This is a genomic window from Deinococcus planocerae (genome assembly GCF_002869765.1).
Taxonomy (GTDB): domain Bacteria; phylum Deinococcota; class Deinococci; order Deinococcales; family Deinococcaceae; genus Deinococcus; species Deinococcus planocerae.
The window spans coordinates 26,146-45,038 of sequence record NZ_PNOR01000036.1 but is presented as its reverse complement, the minus strand read 5'-3'; the positions used below and the strand labels follow the sequence as shown (position 1 = coordinate 45,038).

The following is an 18,893-nucleotide window of genomic DNA, read 5'->3' as shown; positions in this document are numbered from 1 at the left end:
CCTTGCCACAGGCCCGGCGAGAAGCGAGCCGGACCCTGGAGGAGGTCCGGCTCGATCGGTGTCCGCATTGCGGGGAACAACTGCGGGGAGCGTCCCCATGAGCCTGAACGGAAGTGACAAAGTCCTGTTTATACCTGTCTTTTAAAAAGATTTGATCATCAGCGCGAAAGCTGGTCGAGCGGCAGAGGTACGCCGAGGACAAGCCATCGCCAGTTACAATCAATCTATGACCCAGCAGGCGGTGCTTCCCATGAAACAGGGGCACCTGGAGCGCAACATGGTGCAGCTCGCCCCGCTGTTGACCGTTCAACAGATCTCCTCGGAGCGGACCAGCTTCACCCGGCACATCCTCCAAGGCGAGACGGCCTTTCACGAGACCCGGCTGGTTTGCCAGGCCCAGGGCGGCCACGTGGTGCCCCACCGGCTCGACAACGACGTGTACGCCGCGCTGACCTCCCTCTTCGTGGATCAAGGAATGCCGGAGACGGGGATCATCGTCACGACCGCACACCATCTGATGGTGATGGCGGGAATGACTGTCTCAGCACCGGCCGTGCAGGCCGTCCACGAGTCCCTGGAGCGCATGCGCAATGCCGACTACAAGATTTTGTAGAGCTGGTATGACGGTCGGTCCAGGACCCGGCTGTCGCAGAGTTTCCACTTCCTCGCGGCGGCTACGACTCTTACCCGCAACGAGGCGCCCGAGGAATTCCGGGACCTGCGCGCCGACACCCTGCTGCGCATCCAGCTTCCCGACCCCATCGTGCGGAGCATCCGCAATGGCTATACCCGGACCTTCAACCTGGAGCTGTACCAGAGCATCAAGAACGTCCTGGGCCGGGGGCTGTACCGGGTGCTCGACAGTCTGCGGAATATGGACGGGCAGGTGCAGAAGTCAATCACCCTGCCACTCCTCTCCTGGGGAGAGTCCCTGACTACGAGACGCTGACCGCGAGCAAGCTCAAGAGCCGACTGGCCCTCGCCCATGAGGAGTTACAGAAGCACGGCTACCTACAAAGCGGGTTCACCCCCACTCGCGTGGGGAGCACGAGACGTGGAAGCGCTCCTCGGTGCCGAATACCGGTTCACCCCTACGCGAGTGGGGAGCACATATGGCCGGTGACGGGCCGCAGGTTCACCGGCGGTTCACCCCCACGCGAGTGGGGAGCACTACCCCGGCTCACCGTCCACGCGGTAGGTGACCGGTTCACCCCCACGCGAGTGGGGAGCACCTTGATGAGAGCCTTGAGGCGGTCAGCGAGCGCGGTTCACCCCCACGCGAGTGGGGAGCACATATCTGAGTTCCTGCCCGTCACGCCGTATGCCGGTTCACCCCCACGCGAGTGGGGAGCACACGTTGTCCCCGTCCGCATCGCCGCCGACGTGCGGTTCACCCCCACGCGAGTGGGGAGCACACCTGGCCGAGCGAGGCCTTGAGGTCGCTCACCGGTTCACCCCCACGCGAGTGGGGAGCACACGGCCATGAGCGAGCTTCGTGCCTTCCTCGACGGTTCACCCCCACGCGAGTGGGGAGCACTGGTCAATCTGGAGGCGCCGGGAGCGGAGGCTCGGTTCACCCCCACGCGAGTGGGGAGCACGCAATAGAGACTTGGTTAACTTGGGAGGCTTACGGTTCACCCCCACGCGAGTGGGGAGCACGTCACGGGGCTCCAGGGCGGCACTCAGGAGGGCGGTTCACCCCCACGCGAGTGGGGAGCACTGCTCATCGGCTCCGAACGTGCCTGCCGCCGTCGGTTCACCCCCACGCGAGTGGGGAGCACGGGGACCCCGTCGCCCTGAACCTGGTGAGCGGCGGTTCACCCCCACGCGAGTGGGGAGCACAGGACCCCGTTAAAATGCGCGTGCACCGCCTTCGGTTCACCCCCACGCGAGTGGGGAGCACCCAACGCGGCTCCGATCTTCTGAGAGAGGCGGGGGTTCACCCCCACGCGAGTGGGGAGCACCAGACCCTCCTGCTGCCCAGGGGCCGCTACACCGGTTCACCCCCACGCGAGTGGGGAGCACGCCTCGGTGTTCCCGGCCAGGCCCAGCATGTGCGGTTCACCCCCACGCGAGTGGGGAGCACGGCACGCCCGGGGGGGCGGTCTTCTTCTTGCCCGGTTCACCCCCACGCGAGTGGGGAGCACGATGACCGCGTGAGCACGGCCGCGCCGAGGACCGGTTCACCCCCACGCGAGTGGGGAGCACGCGAACTCCTGGCAGGAATACAACGGCACCCACGGTTCACCCCCACGCGAGTGGGGAGCACTCCTCCTCCCCCCACTCCCCCCCGTCCACCACCGGTTCACCCCCACGCGAGTGGGGAGCACATCGTTTCCACCCAACTCAACAGCCTCAAGGTCGGTTCACCCCCACGCGAGTGGGGAGCACTTGGCCTCGGACAGCTTGGCCTCGGCGGTGATCGGTTCACCCCCACGCGAGTGGGGAGCACCCTGCCTACGCCACACGTAGGGGGCGGTTTCCCGGTTCACCCCCACGCGAGTGGGGAGCACAATGGGGACGAGCGCAACAAACTCTCCGACCTCGGTTCACCCCCACGCGAGTGGGGAGCACTTGATTGCCGTCCATGCTTACTCCTTCTTGCCCGGTTCACCCCCACGCGAGTGGGGAGCACAAGTTGATCAGGTCTATGTGCTTCCCGTCCGCCGGTTCACCCCCACGCGAGTGGGGAGCACCGCAGCCCCCCGTCGCGCTCGGCGAGAATCTGCGGTTCACCCCCACGCGAGTGGGGAGCACGCGTCCATGAAGGTGATGGGAAGGGCGCGGATCGGTTCACCCCCACGCGAGTGGGGAGCACCCCCGGGTGGACGTGGAGCGTGACCGCGGCGGCGGTTCACCCCCACGCGAGTGGGGAGCACGAGTCAGAGGCCGCATCGCGCCCCCCTCTCCGCGGTTCACCCCCACGCGAGTGGGGAGCACGGCACGTCAATGACCGCGGGCGGCGTGAAATCCGGTTCACCCCCACGCGAGTGGGGAGCACTATCGGCATGTCGGGGGTCACTGGCGGGCCTCCGGTTCACCCCCACGCGAGTGGGGAGCACCTCACCCCGGAGGCCGCGTGCGTGGAGACCCGCGGTTCACCCCCACGCGAGTGGGGAGCACGATGGCGTCGTCTAGGGTCACTGCTCACCCGGCGGTTCACCCCCACGCGAGTGGGGAGCACCAGCTCGCCCTCGCGGTGTTCGACGTGGACCACGGTTCACCCCCACGCGAGTGGGGAGCACTAGAGGGCCTCGAAGTCGTACTCGTTCGTGGCCGGTTCACCCCCACGCGAGTGGGGAGCACACTTCAGAAACACGACGAAAACCGCCGCTCAACCCCCAAGAAGTATCGAGCGGCGGGTGAGTCTAAGTCACATTGTCATGCTTCTCTGGCGTGTTGCCCGGTTGACTCTCGGCCCACTGTGCGTTCTTGGCCGCCACAAATTCTAAGCCATCGAAGTCCACCACACTTCGCAACGCGTCTCCGTGCATGCGAATCGCGAACCCCTGCTCCGCGTTCGTGCGGTACACCTGGTAACAGCGGCCACGCCGCGCGTGCTGCACGCATTTCTCCCACAGCAGGTCGCGTACCAAGGCATTAACCCGTCCCGCGTAGACCCCCGTCGTGACCTCGACCATCCAGCGCGAGAGTTCACCCTTCAGGCTCGGCGGCGTGCTCTCCAACACGATCACCACCATAGGCTACCCCCCCTTCCACGTCGCCTTCCGGGTCCCACAGGTCGCCAGGCCGGGCCTCGTCCGCCTCAAAGGGGTCCTCGCCCTCCGGGTCCGCCTCCATCAAGGCGTGCAGGTCGTTCACCATCCGCTCCAAGAGCCGGGTGCGGGTGATCTCCGCCCGCACCTTGGCGCGCACCCGCGACTCGATGTTCTCGGGCAGCTCCGAGACCGCCTGAAAGGCCGCGGGCACCACCATCTCCGTCTTGTACAAGTCAGCAATGTCGTACACGAATGAAAGTTGCTTGCCGGTGTGGATGAAGCCCAGGGCCGGGCTGTACCCGCCCGAGAGGATGGCCGCGTGCGCCAGGCCGTACAGGCAGGCGTTGCCGCTGGAGATCGCGCGGTTTACCGGGTCGGCGGCCTTCCAGCTCTCCCGCTGGTAGTCACGCCCCGACCACGGCACGCCGCTTTGCTCGCTGGCCCGGGCGTAGGTGTCGCGTACCCGGGCCCCCTCCATCCCTCGAATCTGCCGCAGGGTCAGGTGCTTTGCCGGGCGCTTGGAGAAGCGTAGGGCGTACATCTCCCGCACCACGCGCAACCGGGCCTCGTCGTCCGTCCACAGCCGCACCTGCTGTTGCAGCCGCTTGCTCGACCGGGCCTCCCCCGTCCCGCTGGCATAGCAGCGGGTGCCGTCTTCCCCCACCCACACCACGCTGCATCCACTGTCGGCGAGCGCCCGCATGGCGGCGTGGGTGACGGTGGTGCCGGGGCCGAGCAGCAGCACCCCCAGGGCCGCGACCGGCACGTCCACCATCCCCTGGACGTGCAGGCAGGCGATGGCTCGGTCCTGCACCTCGACGCGGGTGTGTTCGAGGTACAGGTACGATAGGCCGTCGCGGAACTTCGGCAACTCGCGCAGGTTCTGCTTGCGCCAGATCACCCGCTGGGACTCGGCCATGACCCATCTCCCTCAGCAGGTGGGGGCGAGGCTGAGCAGCCCCAGCCCCAGCGCCTTGCCGTGCCCCAGCCCGTCGCGCAGGGCCGCCCTAAAGCGCCCGGGATCGCGGACGAGCAGTTCGCCCTCGAAGGTAGCCGCGCTGAGCGTGACCCGGGCGCCACCCTTGCGGGCGCGGAAACGTTCGGCCTGCGTGATCTCGAAGCGCTCCGGGACGAAGCCGTGCCGCTCCCCCTGCGCCACGAGCCAGCCCGCCTGCTCCCGGGCGCCGTACAGGCCGTACCGCTTGGGCTTCTGGGTGCGGGCGTCGCCCTCACGCTCGGCGCGCTTGGTGACCGCGGGGTTGGCGCGCAGGCGAAAGCGGTAGGGCACGTCCGTGCGAGACAGGGCGTTCAGCTTCGCGTCGTCGAGAAGGGTCGTGCGGAAGGTCTCCAGGTAGCCGGGGTGCCGCGCCAGCACCTGTCCCCAGTCGGGCGCGTGTCGGCTCTGCACGATCAGGGTCGGCGGGCGCTCGCCGTCCAGGCGCCACAGGGGACGCTCGCCGTCCGGCAACCCCTCGCCCTCGGGCGCGAATGCGAACGTCAGGGTGCGGTGCAGGTCGTAGGGGTTGCGCAGGTCGGCCTGGACCTGGCGGGAGCGGCCGTTGAGGACGAGTTGGGAGAGGTACATCAGCCCACCTCCTGGGCAGGATGGGGCTCCGTCCAGATGTGGACGGGGCGCGCCGCATAGGTGCGCCGGGAGAACGGGCCCATGGGTTGATCGGTTCTGGCGCCCAGGGCGCGTCCAGGGGCCGTAGGCGTGGACGGCAGGGCTTCTATCACGTAGCGTACGGTGTCCTCGTCACCGCTCGCCAAGGCAGGATGCTCCCGCAGCGCGTCCTCAAGGGACGCTTCGCGCAGGCCGCCCTGCTCGAAAAACAGCGGGCGCGTGGGCAGGAAACTTTTACGTCCCAGAAAGAGCGTCCAGACGGGGTTTCTCACGGCATCCTCGATGCGCCTGAGCAATGTGACGTCCCCCTCAAGCCCGACGAGGAAAGCGGCGTCCGCAAGGTAGTGGCGCCGCGTGACGGCGGTGGCGCGCCCCTCCTGCGCGGTGTGGTAGTCAGTGCGTGGCACGCCCTCGCGGTCCACGCGCACGCCGAAGCGCAAGCGGGTCAGCGGCTCCAACTCTGTCCAGTTGTCGCGCGGTACGCCCAGCGCCGCCGCGACGAGGCCCAGCACACCGCTCTTGGTAGGCTCCAGTTCAGTATCGCGGTCGTCGAAGCGCGAGCGGCTGCCCCAAGACTGCATGGGGGCCTGCAAGCGCAGCAGCAGCGTGGGCATCAGTCCCCCGCCTGCGCCGTTCCCCCGGTCACGCCGAGGGCGGCGCGCACCTCGCGCATGGTGCTCTGAATCAGGCTTTCGAGGTCCGGCACGCGCTGGCCGGGCAGGGCCCCCCGGACCACCTGCTCGCCGTCCCCCTTCTCTTCCCACGTCACATCGCGTTCGTCCTTGACGTTCAGGTAGTGCGTGCTGCCGGGCTGCGCAAAGATGCGCTCCTGCTTTTCCCACTCGCGGCCCAGCGCGCTCAGGCTGCCCGCGAGCAAGCTCAGTCCGCCCTGCGGCTGCACGGGCTTCTCAAAGGCGTTGGCGAGGTTACGGGGGCTGGCCTCACGGCGCACGGTGAACGCGATGAAGTCCGGCAGGTTGTGCGCCGCGAAGGTGTTCTGCTTGCCGCTGGGGGCGGCGAACACGCTCGCGCGCAAGAACGCCTCCACGCCGCGCAACGCGAGGTCATCGTCACCCTGAAGGTTGCCGCGCAACTGCTCCAGGTCGAGGTTCGCGTAGCGGTAGTACGTGGCGCTCGTGAACTCCACCGTGCCCAGCATGTCGGCGCCCGCCGTGTCGTCCGGCTTGAGGTCGTCCACGGCGGTGTAGAAGTCGAACTCACGCTCCATGCGGCCCGTGCCCAGGGCGTGCGCCACCTGCGCGGCGGCGTCCGCGTTGCGTTCTGGCAGGTCGGCGAGCATGCGCCCGAACAGGGCCACGTCCACGGCCTTGCCCCCATCGAGGGCGTTCAACATGGCCTTTGAGAGGTCGGGGGCGACAGCGGCTTTCGCCACTTTCTTCGCATCCTTGCCCTTCTTGTCCCCGCCCTCACTGGCCGCTAGGTCATCCCACCGGGCATGGATCAGCTCGGCAATGCGGGTCAGTTCCTGGTCGCCCAGAAACAGCAGATACTCGGTCTTGTGCGTGGTCACACCGTCCTTCGTCTCGAACTTGACGGTCAGCTTCATGCCGCCTAGCGCCGCCGTGACCTTGGCGAGGGCCTCACCTTGGGGTCGCCCAAGCCGTACGAGACGGTCGATGAGTTCCTGTGTGACGCGCTTTGTCCGGACGGCCCGGTCACCGGCACTCAGCAGCGGCAGCGTGTCGAAGTGCTGGCGCATGGCGCGCTTGAGGCTCTGGCTGCTGATGCGGGCACGGCGCACGCCGCCGAAGTAGGCGTCCTTGGGGCTGCCGGTGTCGTCGCGGTTGAGGTTGCTGGGCGCGAAGTTTTGCAGGATGTGGATTTCAAGCAGGCTCTTCATCGGGGCTCCTCCGGGGTGGTGGGGGCGGGGTCGGCGGGGTCGGTGGCCGCAGATTTGCTCGCACGGTAAAAATCCTGCGCCCAACGGTCGCGAATTGCCTCACGAGCGTCCGGGTGGCCCCAGGCGCGGGCGTCGCTGAGCAGGTGCGGCCACGACGGGCGAATGTCCGACGCGTTCAGGAGCGTCACCACCTGCCGCAACTGGTACGGGAACTGCGCCTCGTCAGCGTCCAGCAGGGACAGAAAACGCTTTTCCGTGCTGGGGCGCTCGTCCTGGTCGCGGTACAGCTTGCCGAGGTCGCGCCCGAGGCTGGCGCGGCGCGGGCAGGCGGCGGGATTAGCCGCAGCGTCCTGTGTGTCCTCGGTTTCTCCCGGCGTGCCATCCGCGCTGGGGCGTTCCACGAGCGCGTACAGGCTCGCCACGAGATACGCCGCCTCGCGCGCCCAGCCCTGCCAGTTCGGCAGGTGCTCCAGCAGCAGCCGCTCCAAAAAGTACGGGCGCTGGTCGGGCTCCAGGCTCGCGCCGCGCCTCAGCTCCGCGAGCCTGCCGCGCTCCAGGTGGGACAGGCCCTCGAAAAAGGCCGTCTCGCGCTCAAGCCGGGCGGGTGGCGCTGGTGCTTGTGTCATCGCTTTCCCCCTTTCGCAGGTCGAACAAGGTCTTCATGAGATAGCCCTCCGATTCGTGGACGGCGCGGCGGGCGCGGGCGTCTGTCCCCGCCTCCCGTTTCGCCACGCTCCAGGCGTGTCGGGCGGCACGGTCGAGTTCGGCGTTCCAACCTTCCAGCGCCGCCACGTCGCCCCGTTCGGCCAGCGTGGCGAGGAACGAGCGAAACGGGAACTCCAGCGCGGACCAGTACGCCTGGGCGCCTCCCAACGATTGCGCGAGCTTTGCCACGTCGTCCCTGTGGGGCTTGCGTTCACCCACGGCCAGCAGGTGTTCGGCCAAAAAGCGCGTGGTGGCGCTCACCGCCTTCCCAACCACGTTGGCGTTGCCCAGGGCCGTAGAGATGGCGGCGGGCACCTTCTTCTCGGTGTCACCGAACACGGGCAGCGCGTACGCCTCACTGCGCGACAATTCAATCTTGCCCTGCTCGGTCACCTGCCCGAACACCATGAGCGGCACCTGGCCGCGCCGGAGTCGGCGACACACCTGCATCGCGTGGTCCAGCACGGGCGGCTCGGTGCCCGAGACAGTGATGGGCTGGCCGTCCCCGCCCAGCGTCACGCGCTTCGCCCGCTCGGGGACGATGGCCTCGAAGTCGCGCCAAAAGGCCCGCTCACGGTCCAGGCTGAGCGAGATCAGGCGGCCGTCTTTCAGCGGAACGGTAGCGGTCATAGGGTCGCGAAACCGCTCGGCCACCTCGGGCGGCACGCCCTCCGCGTGCGCGATGACGCGCACCACGGGCTGACCCTCTTCCTCTACCGGGTACAGCTTCACGCCGCGGCTCTGCCACGCATACGCCTGGGCAATGCCCTGCACTGGACGCCGCCGGGCCTGACCATCTGGGTACAGCGCCCGCAGGTCCTTCACGGAGAGGGGTGGTAACTCCCAGGGGGGCGCGTCCTTACCCTCTTCCGGCGCGTATGGGACGAGGTTCAGCGCGAACGTCTCGCGCAGGCTCTCCCCCCGCGCCATCACGAGGGCGGCCGTGGCGGCAGGAGCACCTGAACCCGCATGCGTGAACTTGCGCGTCAAGCCTCCCAGGACGAAAGCCTGATGTTCCAAGAGGCGTCGCGCTGCCTGCGCGAGCGTGACGGGGGGCGGCGCGTGCCCTTTGCGAAAGGACAGGTTGAAGAGCATGGTGGTGTTGCCGCTGCCCACCTCCGCACCCAGCCGCTCCCAGGACTGTGCGAAGCCGTCCAGCGGCAAGTCCGGCACCTGCATGAAGGGCGTGTCGCCCAGCAGGTCGAACCGCCCCGGGACGCCCAGATATGCCTCGATCTTTGCGCGCTCATCTTCGTTCCAGCCGTGCTCGAACCAGCGCGCGGCCTCCCTGGCGCTCTGCGGCCCCCTGAGGGCGCGGTGCAGGATGGCGAGCAACAGGCGGTACAGCGCCGCCGTGATCAGGGGCGTCTCACCCTCCACGCTGGCGAAGTGCTCCGGTTGCAGCAGCACCTCGCGCAGCCCCACCTCACGCATGGGCGAACCGTCCAGCGGACGCACGGGAATCCAGGGCTCGGTCAGCAGGTCGTAGTGGTCGCTCATTCGTCCTCCCGGGGGGCGTTGTAGACGATACCCAGGTCAGCGTCGTGCTCGACGCGCACCTCCTGCACGGTGGTTTCCCAGCGTCCGCCGTGGTTCTCGAGGACGAGGGGTAACGTGTCTTGCAGCGCGGCGATGTCTTTCCAGTGCAGTCCCTTCGGGAAGTGCGCCCTCGCGTGCGCCCCCATGCCGTTCACGACCTCGCGGCGGCCCAGGCGCAGGGCGTGCGCGTGCAGGTAGCGCACCTGCTCGGCTTTCTTCCCGGGGTCAGCGTCGAAGTCTTTCTTGCTGATCCGGGCGCGTTCGCCGCCCGGGTCCAGGCAGTACTCGCCGTCCTGCAAAAAGAGCGGGATGACGGTGACGCTCTCGCTCCCCAGGCGCGTTCGGGACGGAGCGGGGTCGTCGTCGGCGCGAGGGTCGTCGTCCTGCCAGTCGGGGGCGAGTACCTTCGGCAGAAAGTGCGCCGGGTGGGGAATCCCCGCGTGCAGGGCGGCGTTCTCGTGCCTCGCGCTCTGGGTGTGCTGCCTCTCGCGGGCGGCGTCGAGTTCCCGCCGCACCTCGTCGGGGAGGCCGGGCGGGTCACGCTCGGCGTACGCAGCCTGCACGAGGGTGTCCACGTCGCCCGGCAGGTGAATCCCGGTGCGGTCCCGGAGAATGAGCCACGCGCGCAGCAGGGCGAAGGGCTGGTACACGTACTTCCAGCGCGTGCCGTGCAAGTCGGGCACGTGTTGTGCGGCCAGTCCCGCGACGTACAGGAGGGGCTCCCGGTGGGCGCCACGCACCTCGGCCTCCCGTCGGTGGCGATGCAGGCGGCCCGCGCGTTGCAAGATGAGGTCCACGGGCGCGAGGTCCGTGAGCATGACGTCCGCGTCGAAGTCGAGGCTCTGCTCGGCCACCTGCGTGGCGATCAGCACGAAGCGCTTCGGGCGCTCGACGTCCTTGCCGGGCTTACCCAGCCGGGCGAGGAGCGATTCCTCGCGCTCCAGACGATCCTTGCTGCGGTAGCGGGCGTGGAAGAGCAGCACCTCGTCTTTCGGCAGACGGCGGCACACCTCGCGGTACAGCTCCTGCGCGCGCTGCACGGTGTTCACGACAACGGCGACGACGCCACCCTGACCGTGCAGCTCACGCACCTGCTCGGCCAGGCTGAGCGTGTCTTCGTTCAGGGCACGTAGGCCCACGGTCAGGGCACGGGAGGGGTCGGCGGGCACGTGCCGGGCCCGGGCACGCGTCTCGCCCTGTTGCACCCAGGTGACGCGCGGGTAGGGGGCGGGGTCGATGGTCAGCGCGCCGTACGCCCGCATCAAGGCTTCCCGTTTGGCCTGCGGCAGCGTGGCGCTTATGAGCACGACGCTGGAGCCCAGGGCGTGCAGCCAGCGCACGAGGTTCTCGATCAGGCTGCCCGTGTACACGTCGTAGGCGTGTACCTCGTCCAGCACGACGGTGCGGTTCCCCAAACCCCACAGGCGGATGAACTGGTGCGCGACGGGCAGCACGCCCAGCAGCGCCTGATCCACCGTGCCCACGCCGTACTCGCTCAGCAGGCCGCGCTTGCGGTGGGTGAACCACATACGGGCGCGCACGGCGGTGGGCTGGTCCTCCTCGGTGTTGGGCTGCACCTGAAGATCGCGGTAGGCGCGGTTCTGATCCTTGCCGCCGTGGAGCAGTTGCAGGTCGAGCGCCGGAGCCCTGCGGCCTGCGCGCATCTGGGCCAGGAACTCGGCAGTGCGGGTAAACATGGCGTTCCCGGTCGCCTGCGTGGGCAATGCGATGTAGAGGCCGCGGTGGTCGAGCTTGTTCTGTAGGGCGAGGTGCGCGTACCACGCGGCCTCCGTCTTCCCCTCACCCATCGGGGCTTCGACGAGCAGCAGCGTAGGTGCGCTGGCGGAGCGCACAATGTCCTCCACGGCGGTTTGCAAGTCGCGCGGCTGAAAGGGTCGCCCGTCCAGCGCGAGGTACGCAAAGACCCGCGCGAAGGCATCGACGCTGGACACCAGATGCTCACGCTTTTCCCAGCCGATGTCTCGCAGTTCCTCTCGCGCTTGTGGGACGGCGTGCTGTTTGAAGTAGGCCCGGGGATTATCGAGCAAGTCGTGCTCAAAGCGCGTCAAATCGAAGCTGGAACCCACCCAGTCCGCGAAACTGGTCAGGCCTGCGAGGCGCATATACGCTCCACCTCCGAACTCGGTGATGCTCGGTGCTTCGCCAACCCCCAAGGCCGTGAGCACCGCCACGAACAGCTCGCGGCGCGCGTCCTCCCAGGCGTCCGTGCCCAGGTCGTACTCCCTGATTCTCCCGATCTCTGCTTCGGGAGTGCGGAAGCCGTGGTGCGCGCCGACCGCATCCGCGACCGCATCTGCAACTTCAAAATTCCAGCCACAGGCTGGCCCAAGACGCTCGTCCTGCAAGATTTCGCGCAGAGTCCGCTGCGACACTTGACTGTGCGACACGTCATTCGGCGGTGGGTAAGGCTTCGTGCTGCCCATGCCCCACGTGAGGCCGAGGGTGGCGGCCTCAGCCTTCTTGGGCCAGTCCACCCACTTCTGCTGAAACGCCGGGCTGGCCTTGCCCAGGTCGTGCAGGGCGATCAGGGCGCACACCCAACGCTGCGTGGCGTCCCGTCCGGCCTTATCAGGCGCGTATCCGAAGTCGCGGGCGTACTGGTTCAGGGTCGCCTCGGGTTCAAGGTCCAGCAGCCGCCAGGCGCAGGCGGCCACGTCCAGCAGGTGCGCCAGCACGGGCTTCCAGCGGCCCTTCTCGGCGCCGCGGTCGCTTTTCGCCCACAGGAGGCGGCTCAGCCCCCGCGTGTCATGTTCATCGGCCTTCATGGCGTCACCTTCCCACCCCGCCGCGTCAGATCGCGTCGCCGCCGTGGCGACGAAGGGTTTCGCGCAGCTCGCTGAGCCAGTGCTCGCGCACGTTGTGTGGGGAGAGAACCTCCACGCGGGGGCCGAAGCCCAAGATGAAGGGCAGCAGTTCGCGCGGCAGGCCGCTCCTGTCTACGCCCGCACGAACGTCGACCTCCACGGCGCCGTCCCCGTGCTTCATCGGCTCGCTCATGTTGGGGTAGCCGCCCTCCAGGATGCGGTACGCGGCGCCCGCCTCGAAACGCAACCGAACCGTCACGCTGCCGACGTGCTGGCCGCCCACGACCCCCCACGCGTCCGAGAGGTAGGCGCGCGGATCAAAGTCGCGCACGAGGGCCTCGTCGAAGGTGTCCTTGAGGAGGGCGAGATGATGCATGCGTGAGAGCTTGAACGTCCGCATCGCTCCCCGCCGGGCACGTTCCCAACCGATCACGTAGGGGACGAGGTTCTCGCGCGAGATCTCCACGAAGTACACCTGGAGTTCGAAGCCGCGCTCGGGCTCGCGCTGGCCGGGTTTGCAGTGGTCGAAACGCAGCACGCGCCGCTCGAACCACGCCTGTGCCACGAGTTCCAGCGCCTGGCTCTCGTCTGGCCTGTGGGGCAGATGCTCGGCAGAACGCAGGGCAACGCTGCGCGCGGGCTCGGGCAGCATGGCCGCCAGCTTGATCAGCCCTTCCCGGTAGTGGCGGTTGAACGCCGGGGTGTGATGGTACAGCAGGCGTGCGGCGGCATGGACGGCGAGCGCCTCCACCGCGTTCAGGTGCGGCACCGTGCCCCGGAGTGCGTAGGTATATCCCCGCTGCTCCAGGCCGTGGCCACCCTCTGCAAGGGCCCGCAAGTCGCGCTGCACGCTGCGCCTCGCCACCCCGAAGTGGTCGGCGAGTTCCTGGGCCGTGCGCGGCTTCTCGCGCAGAAGGCGTTGAAGTTCAAACAGGCGCCAAGCCTTCACCCTCACCAGCGCGGGCGGTCGGTTGCGGTCGTCCTTCGCGCGGCCGTAGGCCTCGTCAGGACTCATCGGTCGTAGGTCGGGCATGACCCCAGCGTACGACTGCATTGTCGCGATGATGTCGTATCTCGTGATTTTTATTACGTGCAGACGAAAACCCGAGTCAATCTATGTCATTCCACAGCGTCGGCTGATCAAGGCAGGCTTGACGCCGCACCACCCAGTCGCTGTACACGCCGGTCATAAATGCGGGCAGGGGCGCCGCCTGCTGACGAGCGTTCGCCACGTCGTACACCCACTCGGTCGCCGGGTCGAGCTGGTAAGCGCCACGCCGCGCCTGCACGCTTTCCCGCCAGCCCAGGACCTCGCGCAGCTCACGTGTCAAGGCTGAAAGCCGCTGCGCTGCCGGACGGGTCCTCGTGCCCGGTCCAGGATACAACCACCCCGTCAGGGCCTCCACGCTGGCCCCACCGTCCAACTCCAACAACGCTACCAGGAGCTCCGCTGCCCGCCCGGTCGGTGCGAGCGGCACGGCGCGGCCATTCACGAGCACCTGCAAGACCCCACCCGCGCGCACCTCCACACAGGTGCACCGGGTCTCCGTGACCGCAGCAACCACCCCGGCCTCTTCCAACAGGGTGAAGAGCGCTGGAAAGCAGGTGCGCTCCTCGCGCACCCAAGTGCCGCGCTGCTCCACGTCCCTCAGGTGAAGCCGGGCCTCGTCTCCTCGGCCTGATTGACGCGCCAGTTCGGCCCGCACCACGGCGACCTGCCCCGCGTGCGCGCCCAGTGCGTCCCCTCCCTGCGCCAGGGCCTGGAACGCCTGCGCCGGGTGGCCCGCCTGCGCGTGGGCGCAGGCCTCGTCCACATGCAGCCAGCGCGCGCGCTCACCTCCGCGCGCCCGTCCCCGCCCGAACTCCTCAAGGGCCACCTCCGGCAGACCTTGCAACCTGCGCAGGTGCCCCATGCCCCACCGCGCTTCCACCTCGTCGTCGCAATCCCCGCCCGCCTCGTGCAGTGCCCGGTGATAGGCGTACTCTGCGCGCGACCACTCCCCGTGCAGCCTCCTGAACGCTCCCAGGCCACACCACGCGCGGCTGGCAAAGCGCTTGGCTTCGGCGCGGCGAGAGAGCGCCATCAGCGCCAGAAAGTGGTGCTCGGCCTCCGGCGCCCCGTCCCGGAAGGCGGATACACCCAGGTTGTAACGCAGCCAGGCCTGGTGAAACACGTCTCCCTCGAACCCCGCCAGGGCCTCCCGCCAGGTCTCGCGGGCATGGGCAGAAAGACCCGCGCTGTTCAGCCAGTGTCCCTCCTCCGCTAGGCTCAAGCTGCGCCGCCGCCCCTGGAGCAATCCCGCTGCCGCCCGGAACGCCTCCCGCCACCCCGGGGTTCCCAGCGACGCCAAGGCCTGGGCCCGCACCCGCCACGCGAAGCCCACCGTGGCCCCGGTGAGCACGGGCCACACCTCCTCCAGCAATGCGAGCGCCTCCACCTCGCGGCCCAGGCGGGCCAGGGCCCACGTCCGATAGACCGCGCCCTCGGGCGGCAGCGTCAGATCGGCGCTGAAGTCGAGGATCTCCTGCGGACAGCGGTTCACGCACCAGACCCACAAATTCAGCACCTGCCATGCGGGCGACCCGCCACGCACCGCCCCCGGGACCTGCATCATCTCTTCCAGCACGGCGGCGCCCTGGGTGTCGCTGGTCACTGCCTCCAGTGCCTGGCGCAGCGCGACCTCCACCCCGGCCCACCGTCCGAGTTCTCGCAGCGCTGCCGCCGATGCGAGCAGATCCTCCACCACCGAGCGCGACGTCACCACGTTCGGCAGTCTAGCGAATCATGAAAAAGCGCCCCACCTGGGGGCGCCCACGTGACCGCGCGGCCTACCCGCCGAATCCACCCTTGCTGTTGTCGCCGTCGGGCATCACCGTGCCGGACGTCACCTCCGCCCTCAGATCATTCGCCCCCGCCCAAGACAGGCCCAACCCCAACGCCAGCACCAAGCCCAACACCCGAACCGTTGCTTTCATGACCGCTCCAGGAACGGCGGTTTGAATTGGAGCGCAATGCGCCGCAACCACCGTTCGGGCGCAAGAGTCGGTCTGACCCGCGAAAGGGCTGGTCGCCGCGGTGCGCGACAGGTTTTGACGCAGAATGGCTTGCGCCTAGGCGCGCGAGGCCGGACACTGAGAACGGCCTACCCGGCGGGTCGCATGAAAATGTGAGCTGAGCACTTCAGCCGCTTGATACTTGGGAAGAGGTGAACGGCGTTTCTTCCCGTGTTTCTGAAGTGTCTTCCCCACTCGCGTGGGGGTGAACCGGCGCGTGGGGTCGAACCCGACCTGGTGGCGCGTCTTCCCCACTCGCGTGGGGGTGAACCGGTGTTGGTGATGGGTGCCCAGACGGGCAAGACGTCTTCCCCACTCGCGTGGGGGTGAACCGGTCACCATCCTCGTCCACCGCCTCGTGAGCAGGTCTTCCCCACTCGCGTGGGGGTGAACCGGTCATGGCCGCTCTCGCCTCGGGGGAGCCGCTGTCTTCCCCACTCGCGTGGGGGTGAACCGACGCAGGTCCCCCAGGGTGGGGACGGGGCGAGGTCTTCCCCACTCGCGTGGGGGTGAACCGACGCTCGCCGCCGCCCAGGCCCCCTCGACCGGGTCTTCCCCACTCGCGTGGGGGTGAACCGCGCGCCCCCACCCTGGCAGCCTGAACGTGGCAGTCTTCCCCACTCGCGTGGGGGTGAACCGCGCTGGGGGGCCTTCAGCCCGTTGTACGGGGCGTCTTCCCCACTCGCGTGGGGGTGAACCGTCGAAGTTCGAGGTGACGTAGCTGTTCACGCCGTCTTCCCCACTCGCGTGGGGGTGAACCGGCACCCTCGCTGGGGGTCGTCCCGCTGTACCAGTCTTCCCCACTCGCGTGGGGGTGAACCGTTGTCGATGACGAGTTCACCGGGGGCGAGCACGTCTTCCCCACTCGCGTGGGGGTGAACCGGCGTCGTCGAAGCGGCTCACCCCTCCCTCCGCGTCTTCCCCACTCGCGTGGGGGTGAACCGCCACCCCCGGAGAGGCGGCGCGCGGCGGTGTCGTCTTCCCCACTCGCGTGGGGGTGAACCGGAGGCGCGGGCGCCGCTGGTGAGCCCCACGGGGTCTTCCCCACTCGCGTGGGGGTGAACCGACTGGCGCGGCAGCACGCAGGCGGCCCGGAAAGTCTTCCCCACTCGCGTGGGGGTGAACCGACGGCATGGTGTGTTGCTGGGCCTGCGGGCAGGTCTTCCCCACTCGCGTGGGGGTGAACCGCGTGCGGAGGAGGCCGCACACGTGGCCCTGAAGTCTTCCCCACTCGCGTGGGGGTGAACCGGGCACAGGCGTCCGTGACGGCGGCGGCGACCGGTCTTCCCCACTCGCGTGGGGGTGAACCGGTCAACGGGCTGCTGTACACGCTGCACCACGAGTCTTCCCCACTCGCGTGGGGGTGAACCGGTCGTCGTGCCGCGCGCCGCATTGGAGAGCGTGTCTTCCCCACTCGCGTGGGGGTGAACCGACCCTCGCGGTGATCCAAATACCGGGAATCCGTCTTCCCCACTCGCGTGGGGGTGAACCGCTCGCCTCCACCATCAAGAAGTCAAGGGGGCTGTCTTCCCCACTCGCGTGGGGGTGAACCGACGAGCAGGGCGCAGATGACCGCGACCGCCACGTCTTCCCCACTCGCGTGGGGGTGAACCGATGAGCCAGACCCAGATGGGCCAGGACATCTAGTCTTCCCCACTCGCGTGGGGGTGAACCGGCGACCCGGCGACGGGGGCGCTCGGCGAGGGGGTCTTCCCCACTCGCGTGGGGGTGAACCGGCACGCCAGCGCGACAAGAAGAAGATCAAGGAGTCTTCCCCACTCGCGTGGGGGTGAACCGATGCGGATGGTGGTGTCGGTGACCTCGACGCGGTCTTCCCCACTCGCGTGGGGGTGAACCGAGGCGCCTGACCTGATCCCCCTGCTCGGGGCCGTCTTCCCCACTCGCGTGGGGGTGAACCGGACGAGGGCGCCGAGGCGCTCAAGGCCGAGCTGTCTTCCCCACTCGCGTGGGGGTGAACCGAACTTCGGCGAGGTGTCGGGCACGAGCGTGCGGTCTTCCCCACTCGCGTGGGGGTGAACCGAAGGTCTCGACGCCCGCGCCGCCTACCGCGAGGTCTTCCCCACTCGCGTGGGGGTGAACCGTGGTACCAGCGCCTCTGGTGGGGACTGACGGGGTCTTCCCCACTCGCGTGGGGGTGAACCGTTGCCGAGGCGGAAAAGCGGGTGTCGCAGGAGGTCTTCCCCACTCGCGTGGGGGTGAACCGAGTTCGAGGGTGGGGTCCGTGGTGGTCGTCGTGTCTTCCCCACTCGCGTGGGGGTGAACCGCTCACGGTGGCCATGATGGCGGGCGACCTCTGGTCTTCCCCACTCGCGTGGGGGTGAACCGTTGCCGAGGCGGAAAAGCGGGTGTCGCAGGAGGTCTTCCCCACTCGCGTGGGGGTGAACCGTCATTCGCGCAGCCCATCACACAGAGGATGCAGTCTTCCCCACTCGCGTGGGGGTGAACCGTGGATAGGCTCGGGCCAGCCTTTGTAGCGGGCGTCTTCCCCACTCGCGTGGGGGTGAACCGCTGGCAACCGTCAACACGCTATGGACGAAGGCGTCTTCCCCACTCGCGTGGGGGTGAACCGTCGCTATAGACGCGCCGGGCGGTGCCCTCGGGGTCTTCCCCACTCGCGTGGGGGTGAACCGAGATTCACGCCCTGGCGTCACAGCGCAGGGCGTCTTCCCCACTCGCGTGGGGGTGAACCGCCGTTGGTCGGGCGCGGTTCTCTTTGAAGGCGGTCTTCCCCACTCGCGTGGGGGTGAACCGGCGCACCCCCTGATGTTGAGAGCCGGGCGTCAGTCTTCCCCACTCGCGTGGGGGTGAACCGGCCCCGCTGCGGGGTGAGGAGGATGACGTGAAGTCTTCCCCACTCGCGTGGGGGTGAACCGCTCCGCGTCACCCACGAGCCATGAGGCGAACTGTCTTCCCCACTCGCGTGGGGGTGAACCGCCAATTGAAGACACTCTTTGGCGGCGTGGAAGGTCTTCCCCACTCGCGTGGGGGTGAACCGGGGCCATCAACCACTTAGCACCCGGATATTTCGTCTTCCCCACTCGCGTGGGGGTGAACCGAGAACGTCATCACCGACCCGGAGAAGGCGCGGGTCTTCCCCACTCGCGTGGGGGTGAACCGCTCGTGGACGACGAGAAGCACGTCAAAGACGGGTCTTCCCCACTCGCGTGGGGGTGAACCGTTCTTCGGGAAGCCGAGGTAGTCCACCAGCTCGTCTTCCCCACTCGCGTGGGGGTGAACCGGGTATAACCGAGAGTCGCAACAACCGCCGCGAGTCTTCCCCACTCGCGTGGGGGTGAACCGGCGAAGGGCGCGGCCCCCTCAGAGACGCGCGCGTCTTCCCCACTCGCGTGGGGGTGAACCGTGAGCGGCCTGGGGCCGTCCTCAATTTGTGTCGTCTTCCCCACTCGCGTGGGGGTGAACCGCTGACCGGGCCCCGCCGTGACCGCCTCAGACAGTCTTCCCCACTCGCGTGGGGGTGAACCGGCGGTGCCTCGTGACCGCCCACGAGTCCGAGTGTCTTCCCCACTCGCGTGGGGGTGAACCGC

General features: G+C 68.4%; 13 protein-coding genes and 2 CRISPR repeat arrays (1 of these 15 running past the window's edge). Of the genes, 2 read left to right on the top strand and 11 right to left on the bottom strand.

All coding sequences use genetic code 11. The annotated features are described in order from the left end of the window. Nucleotides 1–226 precede the first annotated feature (226 nt). Nucleotides 227–613 carry a replication initiation protein gene (locus A7B18_RS17375; protein WP_102127959.1) on the top strand — a complete coding sequence of 129 codons (387 nt, stop codon included), beginning with the start codon at nucleotides 227–229 and terminating at the stop codon, nucleotides 611–613. A gap of 150 nt (nucleotides 614–763) precedes the next feature. Next, nucleotides 764–949, top strand: coding sequence for a hypothetical protein (locus tag A7B18_RS17370; protein WP_102127958.1), 186 nt, complete (start codon nucleotides 764–766; stop codon nucleotides 947–949). A gap of 71 nt (nucleotides 950–1,020) precedes the next feature. Then, nucleotides 1,021–3,306: a CRISPR direct-repeat array (repeat unit 29 nt; unit sequence CGGTTCACCCCCACGCGAGTGGGGAGCAC). Nucleotides 3,307–3,368: 62 nt separating this feature from the next. Here the strand turns inward: A7B18_RS17370 and cas2e are convergent. The 11 genes from cas2e to A7B18_RS22070 form a co-directional block, all read right to left on the bottom strand. Then, nucleotides 3,369–3,701, bottom strand: coding sequence for a type I-E CRISPR-associated endoribonuclease Cas2e (gene cas2e, locus A7B18_RS17365; protein WP_102127957.1), 333 nt, complete (start codon nucleotides 3,699–3,701; stop codon nucleotides 3,369–3,371). After that, a complete protein-coding gene (gene cas1e / locus A7B18_RS17360; RefSeq protein WP_102127956.1) occupies nucleotides 3,655–4,638 on the bottom strand; it encodes a type I-E CRISPR-associated endonuclease Cas1e in 984 nt (327 codons plus the stop codon). The genes cas2e and cas1e overlap by 47 nt, the downstream gene beginning before the upstream one ends. 12 nt (nucleotides 4,639–4,650) lie before the next feature. Continuing rightward, nucleotides 4,651–5,304: a type I-E CRISPR-associated protein Cas6/Cse3/CasE gene (cas6e, locus tag A7B18_RS17355; protein WP_102127955.1), complete on the bottom strand. Its 654-nt coding sequence runs from the start codon at nucleotides 5,302–5,304 to the stop codon at nucleotides 4,651–4,653. After that, complete coding sequence (gene cas5e, locus A7B18_RS17350) at nucleotides 5,304–5,957, bottom strand: type I-E CRISPR-associated protein Cas5/CasD (RefSeq protein WP_102127954.1); 654 nt, start codon at nucleotides 5,955–5,957, stop codon at nucleotides 5,304–5,306. The genes cas6e and cas5e overlap by 1 nt, the downstream gene beginning before the upstream one ends. Then, nucleotides 5,957–7,204: a type I-E CRISPR-associated protein Cas7/Cse4/CasC gene (gene cas7e, locus A7B18_RS17345; protein WP_102127953.1), complete on the bottom strand. Its 1,248-nt coding sequence runs from the start codon at nucleotides 7,202–7,204 to the stop codon at nucleotides 5,957–5,959. The genes cas5e and cas7e overlap by 1 nt, the downstream gene beginning before the upstream one ends. Further along, the gene (gene casB, locus A7B18_RS17340) at nucleotides 7,201–7,830 is read right to left on the bottom strand and encodes a type I-E CRISPR-associated protein Cse2/CasB (RefSeq protein WP_102127952.1); all 630 of its coding nucleotides are present in this window, start codon (nucleotides 7,828–7,830) and stop codon (nucleotides 7,201–7,203) included. The genes cas7e and casB overlap by 4 nt, the downstream gene beginning before the upstream one ends. Beyond that, the gene (casA, locus tag A7B18_RS17335; protein WP_102127951.1) at nucleotides 7,796–9,409 is read right to left on the bottom strand and encodes a type I-E CRISPR-associated protein Cse1/CasA; all 1,614 of its coding nucleotides are present in this window, start codon (nucleotides 9,407–9,409) and stop codon (nucleotides 7,796–7,798) included. Before casA ends, casB begins: the two co-directional genes overlap by 35 nt. Beyond that, nucleotides 9,406–12,234 carry a CRISPR-associated helicase/endonuclease Cas3 gene (locus A7B18_RS17330; RefSeq protein ID WP_102127950.1) on the bottom strand — a complete coding sequence of 943 codons (2,829 nt, stop codon included), beginning with the start codon at nucleotides 12,232–12,234 and terminating at the stop codon, nucleotides 9,406–9,408. Before A7B18_RS17330 ends, casA begins: the two co-directional genes overlap by 4 nt. A gap of 25 nt (nucleotides 12,235–12,259) precedes the next feature. After that, entirely contained in the window at nucleotides 12,260–13,306 is a 1,047-nt protein-coding gene (locus A7B18_RS17325; protein WP_245872942.1) for a helix-turn-helix transcriptional regulator, read from the bottom strand. 76 nt (nucleotides 13,307–13,382) lie between these two features. Then, nucleotides 13,383–15,038, bottom strand: a complete 1,656-nt coding sequence (locus A7B18_RS17320) for a DNA-binding protein (RefSeq protein WP_102127948.1) — start codon at nucleotides 15,036–15,038, stop codon at nucleotides 13,383–13,385. A gap of 64 nt (nucleotides 15,039–15,102) precedes the next feature. Beyond that, nucleotides 15,103–15,249: a hypothetical protein gene (locus A7B18_RS22070; RefSeq protein ID WP_180970215.1), complete on the bottom strand. Its 147-nt coding sequence runs from the start codon at nucleotides 15,247–15,249 to the stop codon at nucleotides 15,103–15,105. 262 nt (nucleotides 15,250–15,511) lie between these two features. Continuing rightward, nucleotides 15,512–18,893: direct repeats of the CRISPR family, unit length 29 nt; unit sequence GTCTTCCCCACTCGCGTGGGGGTGAACCG; it runs 609 nt beyond the window's last position.

Coding starts and splice junctions, on each gene's coding strand:
- A7B18_RS17330 (WP_102127950.1), bottom strand. CDS start 12,234: ATGAAGGCCGATGAACATGACACGCGGGGGCTGAGCCGCCTCCTGTGG.
- cas5e (WP_102127954.1), bottom strand. CDS start 5,957: ATGCCCACGCTGCTGCTGCGCTTGCAGGCCCCCATGCAGTCTTGGGGC.
- casA (WP_102127951.1), bottom strand. CDS start 9,409: ATGAGCGACCACTACGACCTGCTGACCGAGCCCTGGATTCCCGTGCGT.
- A7B18_RS22070 (WP_180970215.1), bottom strand. CDS start 15,249: ATGAAAGCAACGGTTCGGGTGTTGGGCTTGGTGCTGGCGTTGGGGTTG.
- cas1e (WP_102127956.1), bottom strand. CDS start 4,638: ATGGCCGAGTCCCAGCGGGTGATCTGGCGCAAGCAGAACCTGCGCGAG.
- A7B18_RS17375 (WP_102127959.1), top strand. CDS start 227: ATGACCCAGCAGGCGGTGCTTCCCATGAAACAGGGGCACCTGGAGCGC.
- cas2e (WP_102127957.1), bottom strand. CDS start 3,701: ATGGTGGTGATCGTGTTGGAGAGCACGCCGCCGAGCCTGAAGGGTGAA.
- casB (WP_102127952.1), bottom strand. CDS start 7,830: ATGACACAAGCACCAGCGCCACCCGCCCGGCTTGAGCGCGAGACGGCC.
- cas7e (WP_102127953.1), bottom strand. CDS start 7,204: ATGAAGAGCCTGCTTGAAATCCACATCCTGCAAAACTTCGCGCCCAGC.
- cas6e (WP_102127955.1), bottom strand. CDS start 5,304: ATGTACCTCTCCCAACTCGTCCTCAACGGCCGCTCCCGCCAGGTCCAG.
- A7B18_RS17325 (WP_245872942.1), bottom strand. CDS start 13,306: ATGCCCGACCTACGACCGATGAGTCCTGACGAGGCCTACGGCCGCGCG.